General features: G+C 41.2%; 17 protein-coding genes. 8 read left to right on the forward strand and 9 right to left on the reverse strand.

All coding sequences use genetic code 11. From position 1 onward, the window contains the following. Window positions 1-66: 66 nt before the first annotated feature. From PK654_RS10575 to PK654_RS10585, 3 genes are all read left to right on the forward strand, one after another. Window positions 67-1,062: a hypothetical protein gene (locus PK654_RS10575; RefSeq protein ID WP_271695758.1), complete on the forward strand. Its 996-nt coding sequence runs from the start codon at window positions 67-69 to the stop codon at window positions 1,060-1,062. 488 nt (window positions 1,063-1,550) lie between these two features. Further along, entirely contained in the window at window positions 1,551-3,431 is a 1,881-nt protein-coding gene (locus tag PK654_RS10580) for a methyl-accepting chemotaxis protein (protein ID WP_271695759.1), read from the forward strand. A 71-nt stretch (window positions 3,432-3,502) separates the two neighbouring features. Next, complete coding sequence (locus PK654_RS10585; protein WP_271695760.1) at window positions 3,503-4,090, forward strand: DUF2913 family protein; 588 nt, start codon at window positions 3,503-3,505, stop codon at window positions 4,088-4,090. 390 nt (window positions 4,091-4,480) lie between these two features. On the opposite strand, the gene PK654_RS10590 is transcribed toward PK654_RS10585, so the two are convergent. Together PK654_RS10590 and PK654_RS10595 are read right to left on the reverse strand one after the other, a co-directional pair. Beyond that, a complete protein-coding gene (locus tag PK654_RS10590; protein WP_271695761.1) occupies window positions 4,481-5,839 on the reverse strand; it encodes an MFS transporter in 1,359 nt (452 codons plus the stop codon). An 84-nt stretch (window positions 5,840-5,923) separates the two neighbouring features. Then, complete coding sequence (locus PK654_RS10595) at window positions 5,924-6,973, reverse strand: porin (RefSeq protein WP_271695762.1); 1,050 nt, start codon at window positions 6,971-6,973, stop codon at window positions 5,924-5,926. 494 nt (window positions 6,974-7,467) lie between these two features. Here PK654_RS10595 and PK654_RS10600 point away from each other — a divergent pair, with 494 nt between their 5' ends. From PK654_RS10600 to PK654_RS10610, 3 genes are read left to right on the forward strand one after another with little or no spacing between them, the layout of a single operon-like run. After that, the gene (locus tag PK654_RS10600) at window positions 7,468-9,774 is read left to right on the forward strand and encodes a beta-glucosidase (RefSeq protein WP_271695763.1); all 2,307 of its coding nucleotides are present in this window, start codon (window positions 7,468-7,470) and stop codon (window positions 9,772-9,774) included. Between the two features lie 58 nt (window positions 9,775-9,832). Continuing rightward, window positions 9,833-10,627 (forward strand): helix-turn-helix domain-containing protein, encoded by a 795-nt coding sequence (locus PK654_RS10605; protein WP_271695764.1) that lies wholly within the window; start codon window positions 9,833-9,835, stop codon window positions 10,625-10,627. 43 nt (window positions 10,628-10,670) lie between these two features. Then, window positions 10,671-10,823, forward strand: a complete 153-nt coding sequence (locus tag PK654_RS10610; RefSeq protein ID WP_271695765.1) for a hypothetical protein — start codon at window positions 10,671-10,673, stop codon at window positions 10,821-10,823. A 27-nt stretch (window positions 10,824-10,850) separates the two neighbouring features. On the opposite strand, the gene PK654_RS10615 is transcribed toward PK654_RS10610, so the two are convergent. From PK654_RS10615 to PK654_RS10630, 4 genes are all read right to left on the reverse strand, one after another. Next, on the reverse strand, window positions 10,851-11,327 hold the full coding sequence (locus PK654_RS10615) for a GNAT family N-acetyltransferase (RefSeq protein ID WP_271695766.1): 477 nt from the start codon (window positions 11,325-11,327) through the stop codon (window positions 10,851-10,853). Window positions 11,328-11,445: 118 nt separating this feature from the next. Then, a complete protein-coding gene (locus PK654_RS10620) occupies window positions 11,446-12,075 on the reverse strand; it encodes a LysE family translocator (RefSeq protein ID WP_271698857.1) in 630 nt (209 codons plus the stop codon). Window positions 12,076-12,090: 15 nt separating this feature from the next. Further along, window positions 12,091-12,471 carry a nuclear transport factor 2 family protein gene (locus PK654_RS10625; RefSeq protein ID WP_271695767.1) on the reverse strand — a complete coding sequence of 127 codons (381 nt, stop codon included), beginning with the start codon at window positions 12,469-12,471 and terminating at the stop codon, window positions 12,091-12,093. 100 nt (window positions 12,472-12,571) lie between these two features. Continuing rightward, window positions 12,572-13,186, reverse strand: coding sequence for a LysE family translocator (locus tag PK654_RS10630; protein ID WP_271695768.1), 615 nt, complete (start codon window positions 13,184-13,186; stop codon window positions 12,572-12,574). A 98-nt stretch (window positions 13,187-13,284) separates the two neighbouring features. Here PK654_RS10630 and PK654_RS10635 point away from each other — a divergent pair, with 98 nt between their 5' ends. After that, window positions 13,285-14,184, forward strand: coding sequence for a LysR family transcriptional regulator (locus PK654_RS10635; protein WP_271695769.1), 900 nt, complete (start codon window positions 13,285-13,287; stop codon window positions 14,182-14,184). Window positions 14,185-14,223: 39 nt separating this feature from the next. Here the strand turns inward: PK654_RS10635 and PK654_RS10640 are convergent, their stop codons facing one another. Further along, window positions 14,224-15,327, reverse strand: a complete 1,104-nt coding sequence (locus tag PK654_RS10640) for a phosphatase PAP2 family protein (protein WP_271695770.1) — start codon at window positions 15,325-15,327, stop codon at window positions 14,224-14,226. A gap of 180 nt (window positions 15,328-15,507) precedes the next feature. Here PK654_RS10640 and PK654_RS10645 point away from each other — a divergent pair, with 180 nt between their 5' ends. Next, window positions 15,508-16,434 (forward strand): sensor domain-containing diguanylate cyclase, encoded by a 927-nt coding sequence (locus tag PK654_RS10645; protein WP_271695771.1) that lies wholly within the window; start codon window positions 15,508-15,510, stop codon window positions 16,432-16,434. Between the two features lie 37 nt (window positions 16,435-16,471). Here PK654_RS10645 and PK654_RS10650 read toward each other — a convergent pair whose 3' ends face one another. Both PK654_RS10650 and PK654_RS10655 read right to left on the reverse strand, forming a co-directional pair. After that, window positions 16,472-17,053, reverse strand: a complete 582-nt coding sequence (locus tag PK654_RS10650) for an FMN-dependent NADH-azoreductase (protein ID WP_271695772.1) — start codon at window positions 17,051-17,053, stop codon at window positions 16,472-16,474. A gap of 123 nt (window positions 17,054-17,176) precedes the next feature. Beyond that, window positions 17,177-18,160: a glutathione S-transferase family protein gene (locus tag PK654_RS10655; protein ID WP_271695773.1), complete on the reverse strand. Its 984-nt coding sequence runs from the start codon at window positions 18,158-18,160 to the stop codon at window positions 17,177-17,179. Between the last annotated feature and the right edge of the window lie 151 nt (window positions 18,161-18,311).

The following is an 18,311-nucleotide window of genomic DNA, read 5'->3' on the forward strand; positions in this document are numbered from 1 at the left end:
GTTAGTTAACAGGCTTACTTACTTTACTAACTAACCTTCATAATAATTAAAACAAAGGTAAACGACATGGCTAGGCCAAAATCTTATACAGATGAAGACATTATAGATATTGCCAATCAACTTTCTACTAAAGGTAGAAAGCCCACAGCCTGGCTCATTAAAGAAGCCCTTGGACGTGGGAAAATCGCAGCGATACAAGCTGACCTTGACCGTCTTATTAAAGACGGCAAGATTTCCGATAGACCAAAGCAACCAACAGAAAATGCCAACTCAGACCATAAACCTGCGGCCTCGACATTTGAGCTACCTGCTGAACTTCAAGAGCTGCTGGTATTGAAAGAGAAGGAGTTAGGAAAGATGCTCCGCGATATGACTGTTGGCCTAAACGACAAGGCGCATGTTCATTATGAAACCTTGATGGATGTACGTATCAGGGAGCTAGATATCCAGTCTGAGGCAATGGAAAAAGCCAAGGCAATAGCGGAGCAAGGATGCCTTGATATGGAAGCGCGACTACGGAAACAAGTTGAGCAAAATGAGTTACTTGAAGAGCATATAGAGAATCTAGAAGTCAGACTTAGTGACTCAAAAGCCGAAAAATCCGAGCTGGCACTAACCATCGGCCAGTTAACGGAGTCTTTCAACAAAGCTACTGAAAAAGCGGAACAACAGCAATCATTGCTGGATAGACAAAGGCAAACCATCTCGGAAATAGATAAGGAGCACACCGCTACTCAAGTAAAACTGGAATGCTCCACCGAAGAGGCCAGAAACCTTCAATCTCAACTATCTGGTTTATCTGAAAACCTTGAGAAGACCAAAGCGCAACTCATTGAAGCATCTACGCGATTAAAATCAACACAAGAGTTATTGATCCAGTCAGAGAGCCAAGTCATTGTACTTAAGGAAGAAAATCGCGAGCTAACTGCCAATAACCGTTTGTTGGAGAAAGACTTAAAAAGCACCGAAAATAAAAATGCTCTATTAAATGAGCAAATACTTCAACTGGAAGGCAGTATCGCAGAACACGAAGTTACAGCCACCTTAAACGAGAGCGCTTAATTTTAATAAATTTTTATTGAATGTATACCTCTTAAGTCCTTGGATTCGTAGTAGAAATAACTCTTATTGATATCTACAACTTTTAATCGTTATGTAAGGGTTTGTAAGAAAACAAAGCACAAGCGCGTTATCAGGTTGTTATTGGGTGTGCTTGACTTGTTATTTGTGTGGGTGCTGTTATTTATATGCAATATCATTACATTACAAACTATATCGACATGTGTATTTTAAATGATTATTTTTACTAATTGGTTATATTGTCATAGTTATCATTAATTACCTTTCATCTGTATAACTTTTTCTTTTAAGAACCATTCTCATCTGCAACTCATATTCAATTGTTACAGAAAAGTATATGCCAACCGATTGTATTGATGAAAATTGCGTTTTCGTTATGTATAAAACTATATTTATAATTTAGTAATTAAGTTAATTCTGATGTAAATTAATTATATTGAACTTAAACTTTGGGTTGTACGGGTGCAGAAATGAATGAATTTAATATAAAAATATCAGGAACAATCGGAGTAATTATAGCGATTATAGTTGCGACCCTCATCACAATAAGTTTCCTTTCTTTCAAAACGGAAAGTATCGAGCTAAGTAAACAGGTGCTTAGGGAGAAAAATGCTACAGTCGAGGAGAACTTATCCCAAAAAGTAAGTGGCTATAAAAGCGTTTTATCAGGGGTTAAAGCCACCAAAGCTGACATAACAGCTAACGGACTTTCTGACAAAGTGGTTACCCAGCTAGAGATGCTCTACCGAACTCAGTCAAAGTTTATTGACGGCGCCTATCTTATTGATATACAGGGTAATATCTTTGACAAGACAGGTAAAAAACAAAGCTTCAATGTTAAAGACTTAGGTCGTACATACTATAAAGCTCTTTTTAACGAAGGTAAGACATTTTACTTTTCCGCTCCATTTATGTCCGCAGCAACTAACAGAGAAGTTGTTACGATGGCCTATAAACTAGACAGTAATGTAGCCGTAATAACTACGGTATATCTGGATTCACTACTTGAATCAGTAGCCGAACGTAATGATATCTTTTTGTATACTGAAGACGGAACCATTTTAGTGGCTCCATATCGAGAGATGCGCGGAAAGAACATTTATCAAGAGCGACCTCTTTACAACAGCTTCAGCGTTAACAATCCAGAATTAAGCTATAGTGCGGTAGTAAATGGTGACGAAACTGCTTTCACTGCGTTTTGGACTCAACTAGATATTACTGGTTGGAAATTTGTTAGCTTTATTAATGATTCTGAAATTGAGAAAAATGCAGACGCCCAACTGATAACCTCAGCGATTATAGGTGTTGTGAGTTTGTTGGTTGCATTGACTGTACTCTTGATAACGGTTGATAAACTGGTACTAAAACCTGTTGGTGGTACACCAAACGACATTGCTGGTTTGATGGAAAAAATGGCGAATGGTGATTTCACCCAAAACCTCAAACACACAGGTAAAGAAACTGGCATTTACTTGTCACTTATCAAGCTGACCAACCAGCTTTCAGAGCTCATCAAAAACACGCATGGTATTTCCGAAAGTGTATCGTCTGCTTCAGAGCAGCTCAACGTCATCATGAATGATACAAAATCCAATGCACAAGAAGAACTGTCTCAGGTTGAACAAATTTCTACTGCCATAAATGAACTATCCTCCACCTCGCAAGAAGTTAGTCAACAGGCAGTTTCGGCAGAGGAGCAAGCACGGAAAGCCAAAGAAAATGTAGACTCAGGTAAACAAACATTAGAAGAAAACATTGCGTTAACGGGCTCTATTGATGCCTCTGTAAATGAAAGTGCAGGAATCGTTGACGAACTACGACAATTTGCCATTGAAATTGGTTCCGTTACTGAGGTCATAAACTCAATCTCAGAACAAACGAACTTATTGGCTTTAAATGCGGCCATAGAAGCAGCAAGGGCTGGTGAGCATGGTCGAGGGTTTGCGGTGGTGGCCGATGAAGTGCGAAGCTTGGCTTCCAAGACACAAGAATCAACGGTGAGTATTCAAGACATCATCGAAAAACTTCAAAAACAATCTGAGAGAGCACAAAGTAATATGGTTCAGAACGTTGAACTCATCGAACAATCTGTACAACTTGCCGACAATGTAAAAGCTTCTTTTGAAGATATCTCCACTTCTGTTGAATCGATATCTGAAATAAACACACTAGTTGCAACTGCCGCACAGGAGCAGTTCAACGTGACGGAAGATATCTCGAAAAACACGACTCTGGCATTCGACCTTGTTCAACAAAATGTTTCTGGTATTGATGAGACACTTCAAGCTTCATCCGAACTAGCTAAGTTGGCTGAAACTCAAAAGAGTGAGTTGAGCTTCTTTAAGGTATAAGCGTATCAATAAATATGAAATGCAGTTGTCAGGTACTCTTTGATAATTGCATTTTTGTATTTGGTTATTAAATGAAAACGATGTCGAATTACAAGTATGAGCGATTGTTATCAACCACGGTAGATAACGCACTGTTACACCTTTGGATTTCAGTAGCAAGCTCAACAAAGCAAGTTCCTAGAGAAACCCGCAATCAGATTTTGGTGAAATGGTTTAAGCCCAAAGTGAAACAACCCAAATACAAACTCATCAAGAAAGAATTAAAGTCAATGTTGTTGGTGGGAAGAGAAAAAGGAGGATTACTTGAAGAGCGTCTTTGTGAACTGCGAAAACTCTCTCAACACTATAGAAAAAAGCTGACTGATATGCACAAGTTACATTATCTGCTTGAACACCTTAGGGAAGAGCACGGGATAAATGCAGATTTAACCGAAGGGGTAGTTGAGCATCAATTCAATACTTTATATGTTTCTCAAGAAAAACTCGAATCATGCTTCTCGGATGAGAAACGTCAAATAAAACCTGTGCAAGCCAACTTATTTGAGATAGATACTGACAACTTTGTTCGTGTTGTACAAAACTTTGGTTTTCATCAGGTAAAGCTATGCGATAGCTCACCTGAAGGCATGACTTCTATTGTTCTTCGTTCAATTAATTGAACATTTAGCTTCCTACATTTTAACTTGAACTATTATCGAAAAAAGCGTAATGTCAATTGACATACTGAATTGATAACCAAAGCTTAGTTTTCCCTTGCTAGGTTATTGATAATAAACGGTAAAAACTCATTTTTCGCGGAAGACTTTTGGTTCAAATCCCTATCTCTCCGCCACTTTAGAAAAGCCCGCTATCTTTAGCGGGCTTTTTGCTATCTGCTATCTTGCAAAGAACAGCTTGTTCCCATGCTCCAGCGTGAAAACACATGGAAGCGACAAGTTTCCAGACCAGATCAGGGACAACGCGAATAAAACATATGTGTACTTTTTCGCCTACAATACCTGATTCTGAACAGATCTGTGTCGGTTCAGGAATAACAATAGGCATAAAAACTAGTTAGCAGTACGCTTTTTTATTTCAATCGCTTGGATAATTTCACGGTAATACTTTTCATCAATTTTATAGAAGTAAATACAAACGGCAGCCAGAACACTCAATATTGCCGGCACGATAGTAACCATCATACTGATACCATTAATAGCTTCTTGTGTGACAGCATTTGCATCATAACCAAACAAGTCTAAAGATACGCCGGCGATACCACCACCGATAGCCATTGCGATCTTTGTAACAAAGTTGAAGTAGCCATAAACCACACCTTCAGCTCGAACCTTGCTCTTTAACTCAGAGTATTCGACGGTATCTGGCACCATCGCCCACATAACAACAAAGTTTATACCCATAAAGAAACTACTGCCTGCGATACAGATCGTTTGCAAGGTAATATCATCGGCCGGAACATAGTATCGGATACCGGTTGATATCGCTAAACCGAACAAGCTGTATAAACAAAGCGTCTTTTTACCCAGCAATTCGGTTAGCTTACCAGATATAACAGTGCCTACGGCACTAGCTCCAGCACCTATCGTTAAGACTGATCCCATCAAATTGACATCACCTAACACATAACTGAAATAGTAATACGTGATGGCCATATCAATAGAGAAGAACACATACACAAATACGGTATAAGCTGATAAAACATGGAGTGGCGTATTTTCTTTAAGAATAGCGATAGATTCTTTAATACTTTTCTCTTCTAGCTCATTGGGTGTCGCAACAACACGCTCTTTAGTCATAAAGAAACAAACTAAGATGAATAAAGCTGAAACAGCAGAAAAAATTAATGCAGTATAGGTGTACCCTTGGCTAGGATCAGAAAAGGTACTAATTAAAGGTTCAGCAACAGACGCGACAAAAGTATAAGCAAGCATAGCCATCGCCATACGATAAACTGAAAGTGATGCCCGTGAGCCTTCATGCTGGGTTATGGTATTATTCATTGCTGAATAAGGTGTATTTATCGTCGTATATGCCAAGCTATAAATGGTATAGACTACCAGCGCATACATTGCTTTATATTCGCTATCAATACCAATGAAACAAATAGCCGATAGTATACCCATCGGAATAGCACCGTATAATAGATAAGGCCTTAACTTACCATATTTAGTATTTGTTCGGTCAATGACATATCCAATTAAAAGATTATAAACTGCGTCTATAACACGAGCAACGACAAAAATCATACTGGCCTCTGTTGCTGAGAGACCATAAATATCCGTATAGTAATAAAGCAGGAATAGAGAAATAAAATTAAAGGAAAGGTTGGAACCAAAATCACCAAACCCGTAACCTAACTTCTCTTTTAATCCAATTTTTACATAACTATCCGAGTTTAAATAAGACATAGAAATCCTTATTTAAGAGCATAAGCTCTTCTTTAATTATTGTTAACCATAGTTATATTTAAAAAATGCTCTTTCAGGTTACTATTAATAGTAAACAACAGCACCAAGTGTTAACGATGTTTCAGAGCGTTTACCAGATTCCCATATATCCGGATAGTTTGTCCAAGACACCCCTAATGACTGATTAGACGAATATTTTCCATCAACATACAACGTTAACCATGAATTCATATACCATGCTGTTCCCAATAACCAAGTCGTGTCATTATTGCTGGTGTCTTCTTGATCTGCGACTAAATTAAGCCCGCCATAAATATCAAGTCCATTATATAAAAACCGATGCATAACAAATTCAGCACCATAGGTATCAACCCCATCAATATAATTTTCGACCATATTCATCAATCCCATTACATGAACAGAGCCAACTTCAATGGTTCCGGCCATTGTTAGCTGAGATGCATCATACTCTGAGCCGTCATCACGTTCTTTATTGACACTTGTATAAGCTAAGCCGATATTCTCCCTTCCACTAAACATATACTGCATACTGACACCAAAGCCTTTTTTGTCCTGCATGGCATAATCGAGACCAATGTTAAGATTATCAAACGACTTAATATATTTGATACTATCCACCATACCACTTGGCGCGAGGTTCGGTGCATAACTGGAAGCATTACCGGATATAACCTGAAACCAGTCAGTGTTATAAGTTACAAGATTGTACTGACTATAATATTGGTGGCCTATGGAAAGGTTACCCCAATCTGATTTTACTTCGGCATAAGCATGATTTCTGGAAAGTCCCGGAGCTTCATCATCCCCAAAGTCGCGCATCTGAGACATTACATCCATACCAACTTCAACGTAGCTACGAAGGGTAATGTCTTCACTTACTTTGTAATCAACCCCACCTTGCAGGCGGGAGCCATTATCATAGAATTCATCTTGGTTAATTTGCTCATCGGTTGTATAAGCAAGATTAGCACGCATACCAAAAATAAGCGTAACATCATCATTAATATCTAAGTACCGGCTGCCCTGCCAGTCAGGAGTATCTGTGTATCCGGCCAGTGTGTAAGGGGAAATTAATGCACATAATATAGAAGCTACGATCTTTAATTTATTCATTTTGTTCAACCCTGTTGCTCTCAGTCATCAACGACAAATATCATTTGCTATGAAACATAAATATTTTGAATGAGAGTTAATTAATCACATGTATAGCAACTTATTTAAATTGCTATCGTTCAAATCTATGTTATTAGAGAGAGTTGAATTTATGCTTTGCTTTCTTTGCTTTACTTCTTGGTATTTTTTGCCATTGCGTTAATTGACTTTAATTGTGAGCTCTTTATCACAACAAAATGAAGCGTATTCATTTATTAACAAATGAAATTAGAACATGAGTACCAAAAGGAAAAATAATTTTCAAACTTATACTCTATAGTAATTTAAAGCAAAAACTAGTAACCGATAAAGCAAATATACACAAGAAATCGACTAACCACGGTATATAATAGAATAAATAAAATATTTAAACGTCGTATTAGCTACATACTTTCAGCACAAGGTTATAAATTACTATTTATGCAAAATAAATCCAAACATTGGAGTAGTATTACATGAGCAAAACATATTCAGACTTGCTTGAAGCTATGGATATTAAGGAAAAAATAACCCTTCTAACGGGCAACGGACTTTGGCAGACAGCAAAAATCGATAAACACAACATTGATAGCCTAATTTTGACTGATGGTACTTATGGCGTTCGTTACAGCACTAACGGAATAGATGAAAATTCAGGCAGCATTGATGATTTTATTGATGTTGTAAATCAAGATGCTAACGACGCCTTCCCGTTTGGTATGTCACTTCCGGCCACCTGCTTTCCTAACGGTTGTTCTGTTGCCTGTTCCTGGGATGTCGATCTAATAAAACAAATGGGGAACGCTCTTGCCGAAGAGTGCAAAACAGTAGGCGTTGATGTGTTACTTGGACCCGGAATCAATATCAGACGTACCCCGCTAGCAGGCAGGGGTTACGAGTATTACTCGGAAGATCCTGTACTAAGCGGAGAGCTTGCCGCCGGGCTTATCAACGGTATGCAAAAGCGCGGCGTTGCCGCCTGTCTTAAACACTTTGCCTGCAATAACTCTGAGTATAAAAGAACAACGATGGACTCCTTAGTTGATGAAAGAGCACTTAGGGAGATCTATCTGGCCGGATTCAAGCGCACGATAGATAAATCTGACCCTTGGTCAGTTATGTCGTCATACAACCGCTTGAATGGTGTGCAAACTTCTCACAATAAGTGGCTTCTTAACTCTGTACTGCGGGAAGAATGGGGCTATCAGGGAATGGTGATCTCAGACTGGTTTGGAGTCAAAGATTGCCCCGCTGCTCTACTTGCGGGTAACGACCTATCCATGCCGGAAACTCAAAAACACAAAACCACTTTGTTAGCAGCATTTGAAGACGGCCAGATAACAGAGCACGACCTAGATACAGCCTGCCATCGTGTTCTCTCTTTTATTGATAAGGCAAAATCAGGCCGTGAGGCGAAGTTTACTACCGATTACTCCCGCAATCATAAATTAGCCCAGCAGATAGCTTCAGAGTCAATAGTGCTGTTGAAAAATGACAACAATCTATTACCGTTGCTGTCAGCTAAACATAAACGTATAGCCGTTCTGGGCGAGTCAGCACAACTACCCGTCTTTCAGGGTTCAGGATGTGCAACCACCAGACCTTACTTCAGAGATTGCCCGTTAGATGAAATTATTGAGCTTGCCGGAGAGCACTTTGATATTAAGTATGCAAAAGGCACTGCCAACGATGAAACCGAGCAGCAGGCTTTATCTTACGCGCAACAAATAGCTCAGAGCTCCGATGTTGCCATTATCTTTGTTAACACAATTGTCGGCGAAGATGGAGAAAATGGCGATAGAGAAAATCTGGATATCATCCCGTCACATCAAACTTTAATTGAGTCAGTTTCTCAGGTTCAGCCAAATATAGTTGTTGTATTAGCAAACAGTGATGCCGTTACTATGCCTTGGATCAATCATGCTTGCTCGATTCTGGAAACCTTTTTTGCAGGGCAAGGTATGGGGGGTGCTGTAGCTCAGATTCTATTCGGCCATGCAAACCCGTGCGGAAAACTCACCGTTACCATGCCTCACACCTTGGAAGAAACTCCAGCTTATTTAAACTACCCCGGAGATGGTCTTAGTCATACTTACGGTGAAGGTATTTTTGTCGGCTACCGTTACTATGATAAACGAAATATCGAACCTCTCTTCCCTTTTGGATTTGGTATGAGCTATACCGAGTTTACCTATTCAAATATTCAGGTATCAACCTTAAAACTGGGACAGGGTGAATCAGTTACTGTCACGGTGGATGTAACCAATGTAGGAAAGTACGCCGGTAAAGAAATCGTTCAACTATATCTTGCCGCTCCGGCTGGCGTTTACCTACGAGAAAAGCAGGCTTTGAAAGGCTTCTCAAAGATTCACCTGAAGCCGGCAGAGACAAAAAACGTCTCTATAACCCTTGAGTGGGATGACTTCTGTTTCTATCACCCCAAAGCGAAATCCTGGAAAGCGACCCCGGGCAAACATTCATTAATTGTCGCCAAGTCTTCTCGTCATCATCAGGGGAGCGTCGACATTGCGGTTGAGCCAGAACCTTATTACGAAACGCTCAATGCCGACTCTACTCTCAGTGATCTTATTGAAAACCCTGCTGCATTGGCAGCAATGCTTAAGTTTATTAGCTCTCAAACAGGTATGCTACAAGGTAAAGTTTATGAAGAACTCAAACAGGTAGCCTCTTTTATGTTCTTTGGATTAGATATGTATCTGATTGAGGAGCTAAATATAAAAACATCAAAAGAAGAGATAAATAAGATTCTTGAAAGTACTTAATAGCGTTTATCTTTTCGATCAACAGTTACTTATTTTATAGATAATAAAAGGTAGTGATATGTTCCCTTTTGCTTTTTGCCATCAAACACGAAAGTTAAACCAATCTGGTCCGAATCAGGGGTTTGAGGTGGTTAATTTTGAAAGGGAACCTATTAATCTTTTTGCAGCAGAAGTGCGCCATTGTGAACTACACTGGCATACCGCATCTGAATTAATCTGCGTTGTTAAAGGCGCATTTAGTTGTATGGTAAATGGCCAGACAGTAGTGATAAAAAAAGGCGGCATGGTATATATCAGCCCCAATGAAATTCACTCTTTGCAGGCAGAACAACCTAATAGCCAGCTAATTACAGTGCAGTTTTCTCCAGCCCTTCACCACCACCTGCATAGTAAAGTTCACCTTGACTACTGCGTTGCATCCTTGTCAGCTCACCGATCAGAAGACAAACACGTCTGGCATGCTATGTTAACCCTTGCGCTAGAGCATGAAGCAACGGGAGATTTTGTTTCTTTTTATAGAATGTCGTTAATTTATAAACTGTTCAGCCAGATAGAACAGGCAAGTAAACCTATAGACAAAAAGGGCTTAACAGAGAGTGCCAAGGATGAGCAGATAATTAAGGAGTGCTTAAGTTATATTGATCTTCACTATATGGAGCCCCTTTCCTTGCGTGATTTATCAGATAAAGCCGGGCTGAGTTACCACTATTTTTCTCGTTTGTTTAAAAACGTCTGTGGCTTTAACTTTAAAGAGTACCTGACGTTTGTCCGGGTCAGTAAGAGTGTCACACTACTTTACGATACCACCCAGGCCATCACTGATATTGCCTATCAATCCGGATTGCGGATATAGCGAGCATAAACAGTTAATTAGCGCATTTCATAAATTCTACAATATGACACCCACTGCTTTTCGTAAAGAACGAATCTCTGCCGGTGGCCGGGATTTACTTGGCAACGCTAAAGCCATTAAGTTATCCATTGAAGATGCACTTGGCGACTTTATTGCTAAGGAAGCATGCAACCTCACTCTTTCAAAAGAATACTAATTTAAGTGCATATAGAGAGCCTTCAAATTATTGCGATATGAGTTTCTCAGTCAATAGCCGTGTCATAAAGTAACTATGGGGATCTTCCTTATAATCAGAGAAAGGTCCGCAATAGGTAAAGCCAAATTTCTGGTAGAGATTACGCGCAGGCCGGAAATAGTCTTGAGTACCCGTTTCTAAACTGACCTTCCTATAGCCTTGGTCAATGGCAGTATTAAGCGCATAAGTCAGAAGCTTGCTAGCAACACCGGCTTTACGCGACAAACCAGATGTTCGCATAGACTTAAGTTCAATATGCTCAGAGCTTAGCTCTTTAATCGCAAGACAACCTTGCAGTTCATTATTAAGCCAACCACTAAAGAAGGTTATCTCCGGTGATTTCAGAGCTTCCACATCCAATGCATGGACACTTTCTGATGGTGACGTGGCATACATATCTGCCAAGTGCTCTTCGAGCAGCTTAATAACCTCACCACCTGATAGATCGTCTACTTTAATTTCCATATATCTAAACTTTCCTTTCTCGTTAGTACTAGCTCGTCAGCAAATGCACCTTGCTTTGCTCTTGTCCCCACGCTTCTTCGCATGTGAACAGATACCAGAGTTTAACAGGACTCTCCCCCTACGAAACCATCACTTTCACCCCAAATAGGGTAAACAGGCCGCCGGTGATATAGTCCATAACCCCAGAGACCCGGGCATAAATGCATTTTGCTTTATTATGGGAAAAGGTTACTGCAAGGAACCAGTGCCAGCACAAAGTGATAGAAGCCATGGTCAGCATAATGGCCAGCATCATGAGAACAGTTATGTTTTCCGGCATAGAGACACCAAACAGGCTGACAACAAAAAAGCCTGTTTTCGGGTTTAAAATACTGGTGATAAAGGCACTGAGAAACACCTTCTTTTTTGACGGTGTTACGCTGAGGTTGCTTGCTGCTAACTCCCCCAACCTATTGAGTTTTCGGGTCAGGTAGACCTGGCGAATTCCCAGATAACATAAGTAGCTACCGCCAATCACTTTCACCAAATCAAATAGCTGAGGAAAATGAGAAAACAGAATCACCAGTCCAGAACCACCTATAAATGCCCAGAGTAAGGTAGCAAAACTGACACCCAAAGCAGAAAAGAAAGCTACCTTGCGGTCATAGTTCAGCGCAGTATTGATGGTTAGCAGCACATTGGCTCCGGGCGTCGCAACAGCGAGTATCCAGATTAATGCCACATGCAATAAAACAAATAAAAACTCCACCAATCACCTTCCTGTTTAGCGGCTCCGCTTCAGTTCAAATGCATCACATGGTGTGCCTTGATGATACTTCATCTGCCAGCCATTACCGGAAAACACCCAAATAGAACAACGCTTTGCAAAGTTACTAGCTTCTCCTTCAGCGGTTATCCAGGCAGAGCGATAAAGCAACAACTGAACGGAAGCTTCAAGCTGAACACACTTATAATCCTGAGAATGGATTATGCCCTGTGATGGCTGCTCTTGTTCCATAAGCTCAACGATGGCCGGATAATCAAAACTGGTACCTGATACACCCACTTCACAGAACTCAGGATGCAGTAATCGGGCAACTTCCTGCTTGTCCTGCCGTACCTCAAACTGGTGCAAAGCTATCTCCTGCTCAATTAAGATGTTCATTCTGTTTCAACCACCGCTACATAGCTCTGATAACTCACTGATAAGAACTCAATATGCCAGCTATTAAATTATGCAACAAGTAAATTATAAAGTTGAAAAACTACTTAATAACAGAAGTAAGAATACCGGCACCAATAAGCATGCCACCACTAGTACGGTTAAACAGTTTCTGGCCTTTCGTCGAGATTATTTTACTTCTTAATTGCCCGGCAAATGCAGCATAAAGAGTGACTGTAACAATGGAAGCAAGCATAAAGGTGGCAGACAAAATCAGCATCTGAACCGCTATATCTCCCTCAGGCTGAATAAAAATAGGGAAGAATGCCATAAAAAAAACCAGTCCCTTTGGATTAAGCACAGTGACCAGCATTGAATCACGGAAAACCGAACGTTTAAGCATTGGAGAGGTATTCATCTTCATCTCACCTTCAGGCTGAGTGCGCCACGACTTCACGCCCAGATACAGAAGGTAAGCTGCTCCAACCCACTTCAGAATAGTGAACATCTGCGCAGAAGCAGAAATCACAGCTCCGATTCCCACTAATGAAAAAGTCATTACCACTACATTCGCGGCACAGACACCGGCAATTAGCGGAACAACCGCTTTGTTACCGTGAGTTAAAGCCTGCCCCATCACCAGTAATACAGTAGGGCCGGGAACCATACACAGTGCAGCGGAAGCCAGCAAAAATGAAAACCAAATTTCGAAACTCATTATCATCCTTATATGGGCGTATGCCCTGTTTGTTATTGACAATCACCATACGTACGGATGAATATGACCACAACACTCAAATACGGAACGCGCCGTACATGAAATGGAACATTAACGATATGCCGCTGTTTTTGGCCGTTGTTGATACCGGAGGAATATCCGCAGCATCGAGAGCACTGGATACTCCCAAGTCAACGATAAGCCGAAGCCTGAACCGGCTTGAAGATGCACTGTCCGTCCGTCTTCTGCAAAGAAACTCCCGCACCGTTCGCCTGACAGAAGAGGGCGAAGCCTTTTATCAGCACTGTCAGCAAATGCAAAAGCAGATAGAATCCACCGAAGCCACCATAAACGGATTTAAACAGCACCCCTCCGGTAAACTTACCATCTCAATGCCGGCGGGATTCTACCTTCAGTTTTTGCAGCCCGTTATGAACGAGTTTGCTTACAAACATCCACACATCAAACTGGATATCATGATTGCCGCTTGGGATCAGGACTTATACACAAATGCCATCGACGTTGCGATTCAGTTCGGCCCACTACCGGACTCTGAGCTGATAGCCTCTAAGCTGATTAACTCTTCCTTAATCTGGGTAAGTTCAGAAGAGTATTACCAGTTGCACAAGCAAGAACTAGACAATGAAAACCTGAGCATTGAGAGCCTGAAAAAACACGCCAGACTGATGGTAGACAGCCGCAAACACCACTCGCTTTACATTCAGCACAAGGATGAAATGACCAATCTGTTTGCGCCGCCACACAATATCTGCAATGACTCCTTTGCGGTTAAATCCGCCGTTATGTCCGGATTTGGTGTTTCTCTGATGCCTGAATTTATCGTTCAGCAAGAGCTGAAAGCGGGTAGCCTGAGGCAGATAGGAAAGGAGTTTAAGATAATGCCGGAAAGCTCCGTCTACGCTGTCTATCCAAGCAGAAAGAACATGGCAGAAAAAACAAAAATCCTATTGGAGTTTTTGCGAAACTCAGTGAAATAGGTTGTCCGGAAATAGATAAAACGCCCCCAAGCAAAGTCACTATTTACTGTTTTCGAAGGCGAAAAACCGGCTGTTAACAAACCGCTTCACCAGCCACCAGATCAGCAGGGTTAAAATAAAACTGAGATAGCCATCAATGGCATAGTGCCACGCCAGATGGACAGAACCTATCTGAACAAAAACAGCATAAGCCGTCAAAAAGTAGCCTACTTTTTTGTTGATTGAAAAACCTGCAATCGCCATCAGAACCGCGATGGAGACATGCATGCTGGGCATAGCGGAAATACCAGAGCCCAATAAGTCAAAATTATTTACGTACGAGTCCCACAGTATATTCTGTGTATCCAGAGCCCATATATCAAAGGGGGTACTGCTCATAATCAGTTCACGTTGTTGTTCAAGGATAGCCATTAGGGGAAGGTATTGCTGATAGCTATTGTCGAGCAGGTGCATAAATGCAGGGCCTACAGAAGATAGAAGCGTCGCCGAAAAATTGCCGATAACAAACCAGCACAGCAGAAATGACAATACTATCTGGTTTCTGAGCCTGGCATTGCTTATAAACAAGGCGTATAACAAACCACCCCACATAAAGAAAAACCAGAGATTGTAGAGAAAGTTGATAAAAAGCGTTCCGTACGGGCCAGAAAACATCGCATGGGTCAGTTCCCACGGTGAAACACCAAAATGAAGTAACTTATCAATATCATAAAACAGCTCATCATACTGATAAGGTACAAGTTGTGGGATGATTTTTTTCAAATAGGTATAACTGGATAACGCCACATTAATAACAACTAAGTTCAGGATAAACTTTAATGATCGCCCAAGCGGGAAAATCAGAGTCCGGATCTTACTTAGGTACTTCTGAATGGGATCAGACGCTTTATGAACCAGAAGATAAATGTAGTAATAAGTGCTCCACGCCAGAAACGCGGCAAAGCAGCCAGTGATTATAATACCAAGATACATATTCATGCTGAACTTGAACTTGATAGTCAGATCAAATATGGCCGGAATTAGATTGATAATCAGGCTACTCACCACAACCAATCCATAAATATACCGATCACTCTTTAACTCAATAAAAAATTTTTTTAAAACGGTAAAAGCAGAAGGCAAAATACTGGCTTTTGAATGCATTAAATTATCATCCTGAAAAATCACACATAGCAATTATCAATATAGCCTTAAAGTAATTCATATGCATACATAATAGGCAGTCTCTCCTTCAAAGCTACTCTGTATTATTTTGCCACCATAGTTATTAAGTATTCTATAGTTAACTTACACACGGAGAATATGTAACAGGGGAGATGGGATGTGACGAGCCCTAAAGCTGAGACGGGAGCTATTTCTGCCGACTACCAAAGGCTGAAGAGTTTTGTCGACTCTTCTCTGGCCGGTGTTTTAATACTGGATTCCAAGCAAAAGGTCATATTAATGAACCCGACAGCGTGCCAGATGTTTCAGCTCAGTGGCGAAAACCTTTCCGATCTGACATTAGATGCTCTTCTGCCAAAGCGATTTCGCAGTATTCATTCTGACCATGTAAAAACATTCGGTTCGTCTTCTAAGCAAGCAAAGCGTATGAACCGGCTTAACATAGTTACCGGCCTTAAACAGGATGGCAGGGAGTTTCCTCTGGAGGTTTCAATTTCAAAGATCTTTGTTGCCGGACAAACTGAATACTGCGCCCTGCTTCGTGATATTTCTGACGATATGCCACTACTAAAAGAGTTGGTTAAAGAGGCATCGGAAGACTACCTGACGGGGCTATCTAACCGCAAAACCTTCGAACATCGCCTGTTACTGGAAACTCACCGAAGCACTCGTCATTCTCTTCCTTTGTCTGTTGCTGTTATTGATCTCGACCACTTTAAAACCGTTAACGACACTCTAGGCCACAATGTCGGCGATACTGTTTTAAGGCAAATGGCTGAACTACTACGGGAAAACATCCGAGATATAGACCTGGTATCAAGGTGGGGAGGCGATGAGTTTGTTGCCCTGCTGGTAGATACTGACTTAATCGGTATTTCTATCTGGGCAGAGAGAGTAAGAAACAGAGTAGAAAATCACACCTTTGGTGACAAAGAAAACCCCATCAGGTTAACTATCAGTATTGGTATATCTTGTACCGAAGGCGATAAAACCAGAGCAGAAAGTCTGTTTGAACATGCAGATAACTGCCTGTTCGAGGCGAAACAGGGCGGAAGAAATCAGGTTGTCGCTAAGAAAAACAGATAAGGCAGAACCAGCCTGCCTTTAAAATGGAAAGATTAAGTTACACTGCAACGGCCAACTGCTGTAATGCTGCTTCACGGGCGTTCTGCGCCATCTCTTCTGTTACATTTAACCCTTCAGCATAAACAAACTCCACGCTAGTGATGCCGACAAAACCCAAGAACGAAGTGATGTAGCTTTCGATTGAATTGCGCTCGCTATCTTTGTGCAGGCCGCCTCTTGTGGTCACCACAACCACTTTTTTATCTTCCAACAAACCTACAGGGACAGTCTCTGTATAGCGGAAAGTCACACCGGCACGGGCAATAATATCGAACCAATTTTTAAGCTGAGTCGGCACCATAAAATTGTACATAGGCGCAGCTATCACCAGCTTATCAGCTGATTTAAGCTCGCTGATGATGGTATCCGACAGCTCAACCAGACTTTTCTGCTCATCGCTGCGCTGCTCTTCAGGTGTATTCAGTGCCGTCATAACACTCATATCCAGAACAGGTAGAGGGTTAGCGGCCAAATCCCGGACCAGAACATTCTCCTTACCTTCAATTACCTGATCGATTAATTGGTTAGACTGAGAGTGTTCACCAAGAATGCTGGATTTAAGAACCAAAGTGTGTGACATAGTTTTTCCTGTTATTTCAAAGTTCAGAGAAGAGAAAGCCGTGCAAGCACATTAGTTGTAAAACTGCATAGCTTGCAGGCTCTCTTTGCAGTGGATATCGCCAGAGGCTATCGCCCCTAATAGTTAGCTCAGCAGGTTATCCCGTCCGTGTGGCGAGGAGTAATCAAGCTCCGGTCCAACGGGAACCACCTGAGTAGGGTTAATCATGGTATGGCTGAAGTAGTAGTGGCGCTTGATATGGTAAAAATCCACCGTTTCTGCGACACCCGGGTGCTGGTAAAGATCGCGGATATAACCACGGATATTTTTATACTGCTCCAGCTGTTTTTTGTTGCATTTGAAATGGCCAAAATAGACAGCATCAAAACGGATTAGCGTAGTAAACAGACGCCAGTCTGCTTCCGTCAACGTCTCACCCAGCAAATACCGGCCAAAAGAAAGGCGGTTTTCAATTTCATCCAGAGCCTCAAACAGAGCATGATAAGCCTCTTCATACGCTTGCTGAGTGGTGGCAAAGCCCGCCTTATAGACGCCGTTATTGATGGCGTGATAAATATACTCATTCATGGCATCGATTTCATCGCACAGATGTTTAGGATAGAAATCTTGCGTATCTCCGGTTAACTCATTAAATGCAGAGTTAAACATACGGATTATTTCTGACGACTCATTGCTGACAATCCGGCCCAGTTTCTTATCCCACAATACAGGTACCGTTACCCTGCCCGTGTAGTCACTTTTACTACGCGTATATACCTGATGCATATAGTCGTACTGGAACAGCTCATCTCCACTACTGTGACTTGAGGTATCAAATGACCAACCATTTTCCAGCATATCCGGGCTGACAACAGAAACGGAAATGTACTCTTCCAGCCCTTTAATCTTTCTGAAAATAAGGGTGCGGTGCGCCCAAGGGCAGGCAAGGGAGACATACAGGTGGTATCTTCCGGGTTCAGCTTTAAAACCGCCGCTTCCTGAAGGGCCGGCAGAGCCATCAGCTGTAACCCAGTTTCTTAACTTCGCATCTTCACGTTGAAACTTACCGTTACCGGATTTTGTGTCATACCACTTGTCGTGCCACACACCATCTACTAACAAACCCATGTTCAGCCTCCCAAATCAATGCTGCTGAAAATGAGTTTAAGGGGAGGGAATCAGGAAAAAAACAGCAATATTTCGAATAAGAGCATCAATTATATTGAATTAATATAAAATGGAATTTATATCATTTATTAACAACGAGTTAACTTCAAGC

It is taken from the genome of Vibrio sp. SCSIO 43137 (assembly GCF_028201475.1).
GTDB lineage: Bacteria > Pseudomonadota > Gammaproteobacteria > Enterobacterales > Vibrionaceae > Vibrio.

Coding starts and splice junctions, on each gene's coding strand:
- PK654_RS10605 (WP_271695764.1), top strand. CDS start 9,833: ATGTTCCCTTTTGCTTTTTGCCATCAAACACGAAAGTTAAACCAATCT.
- PK654_RS10655 (WP_271695773.1), bottom strand. CDS start 18,160: ATGGGTTTGTTAGTAGATGGTGTGTGGCACGACAAGTGGTATGACACA.
- PK654_RS10575 (WP_271695758.1), top strand. CDS start 67: ATGGCTAGGCCAAAATCTTATACAGATGAAGACATTATAGATATTGCC.
- PK654_RS10625 (WP_271695767.1), bottom strand. CDS start 12,471: ATGAACATCTTAATTGAGCAGGAGATAGCTTTGCACCAGTTTGAGGTA.
- PK654_RS10635 (WP_271695769.1), top strand. CDS start 13,285: ATGAAATGGAACATTAACGATATGCCGCTGTTTTTGGCCGTTGTTGAT.
- PK654_RS10630 (WP_271695768.1), bottom strand. CDS start 13,186: ATGAGTTTCGAAATTTGGTTTTCATTTTTGCTGGCTTCCGCTGCACTG.
- PK654_RS10590 (WP_271695761.1), bottom strand. CDS start 5,839: ATGTCTTATTTAAACTCGGATAGTTATGTAAAAATTGGATTAAAAGAG.
- PK654_RS10650 (WP_271695772.1), bottom strand. CDS start 17,053: ATGTCACACACTTTGGTTCTTAAATCCAGCATTCTTGGTGAACACTCT.
- PK654_RS10595 (WP_271695762.1), bottom strand. CDS start 6,973: ATGAATAAATTAAAGATCGTAGCTTCTATATTATGTGCATTAATTTCC.
- PK654_RS10585 (WP_271695760.1), top strand. CDS start 3,503: ATGAAAACGATGTCGAATTACAAGTATGAGCGATTGTTATCAACCACG.
- PK654_RS10615 (WP_271695766.1), bottom strand. CDS start 11,327: ATGGAAATTAAAGTAGACGATCTATCAGGTGGTGAGGTTATTAAGCTG.
- PK654_RS10610 (WP_271695765.1), top strand. CDS start 10,671: ATGACACCCACTGCTTTTCGTAAAGAACGAATCTCTGCCGGTGGCCGG.
- PK654_RS10600 (WP_271695763.1), top strand. CDS start 7,468: ATGAGCAAAACATATTCAGACTTGCTTGAAGCTATGGATATTAAGGAA.
- PK654_RS10580 (WP_271695759.1), top strand. CDS start 1,551: ATGAATGAATTTAATATAAAAATATCAGGAACAATCGGAGTAATTATA.
- PK654_RS10640 (WP_271695770.1), bottom strand. CDS start 15,327: ATGCATTCAAAAGCCAGTATTTTGCCTTCTGCTTTTACCGTTTTAAAA.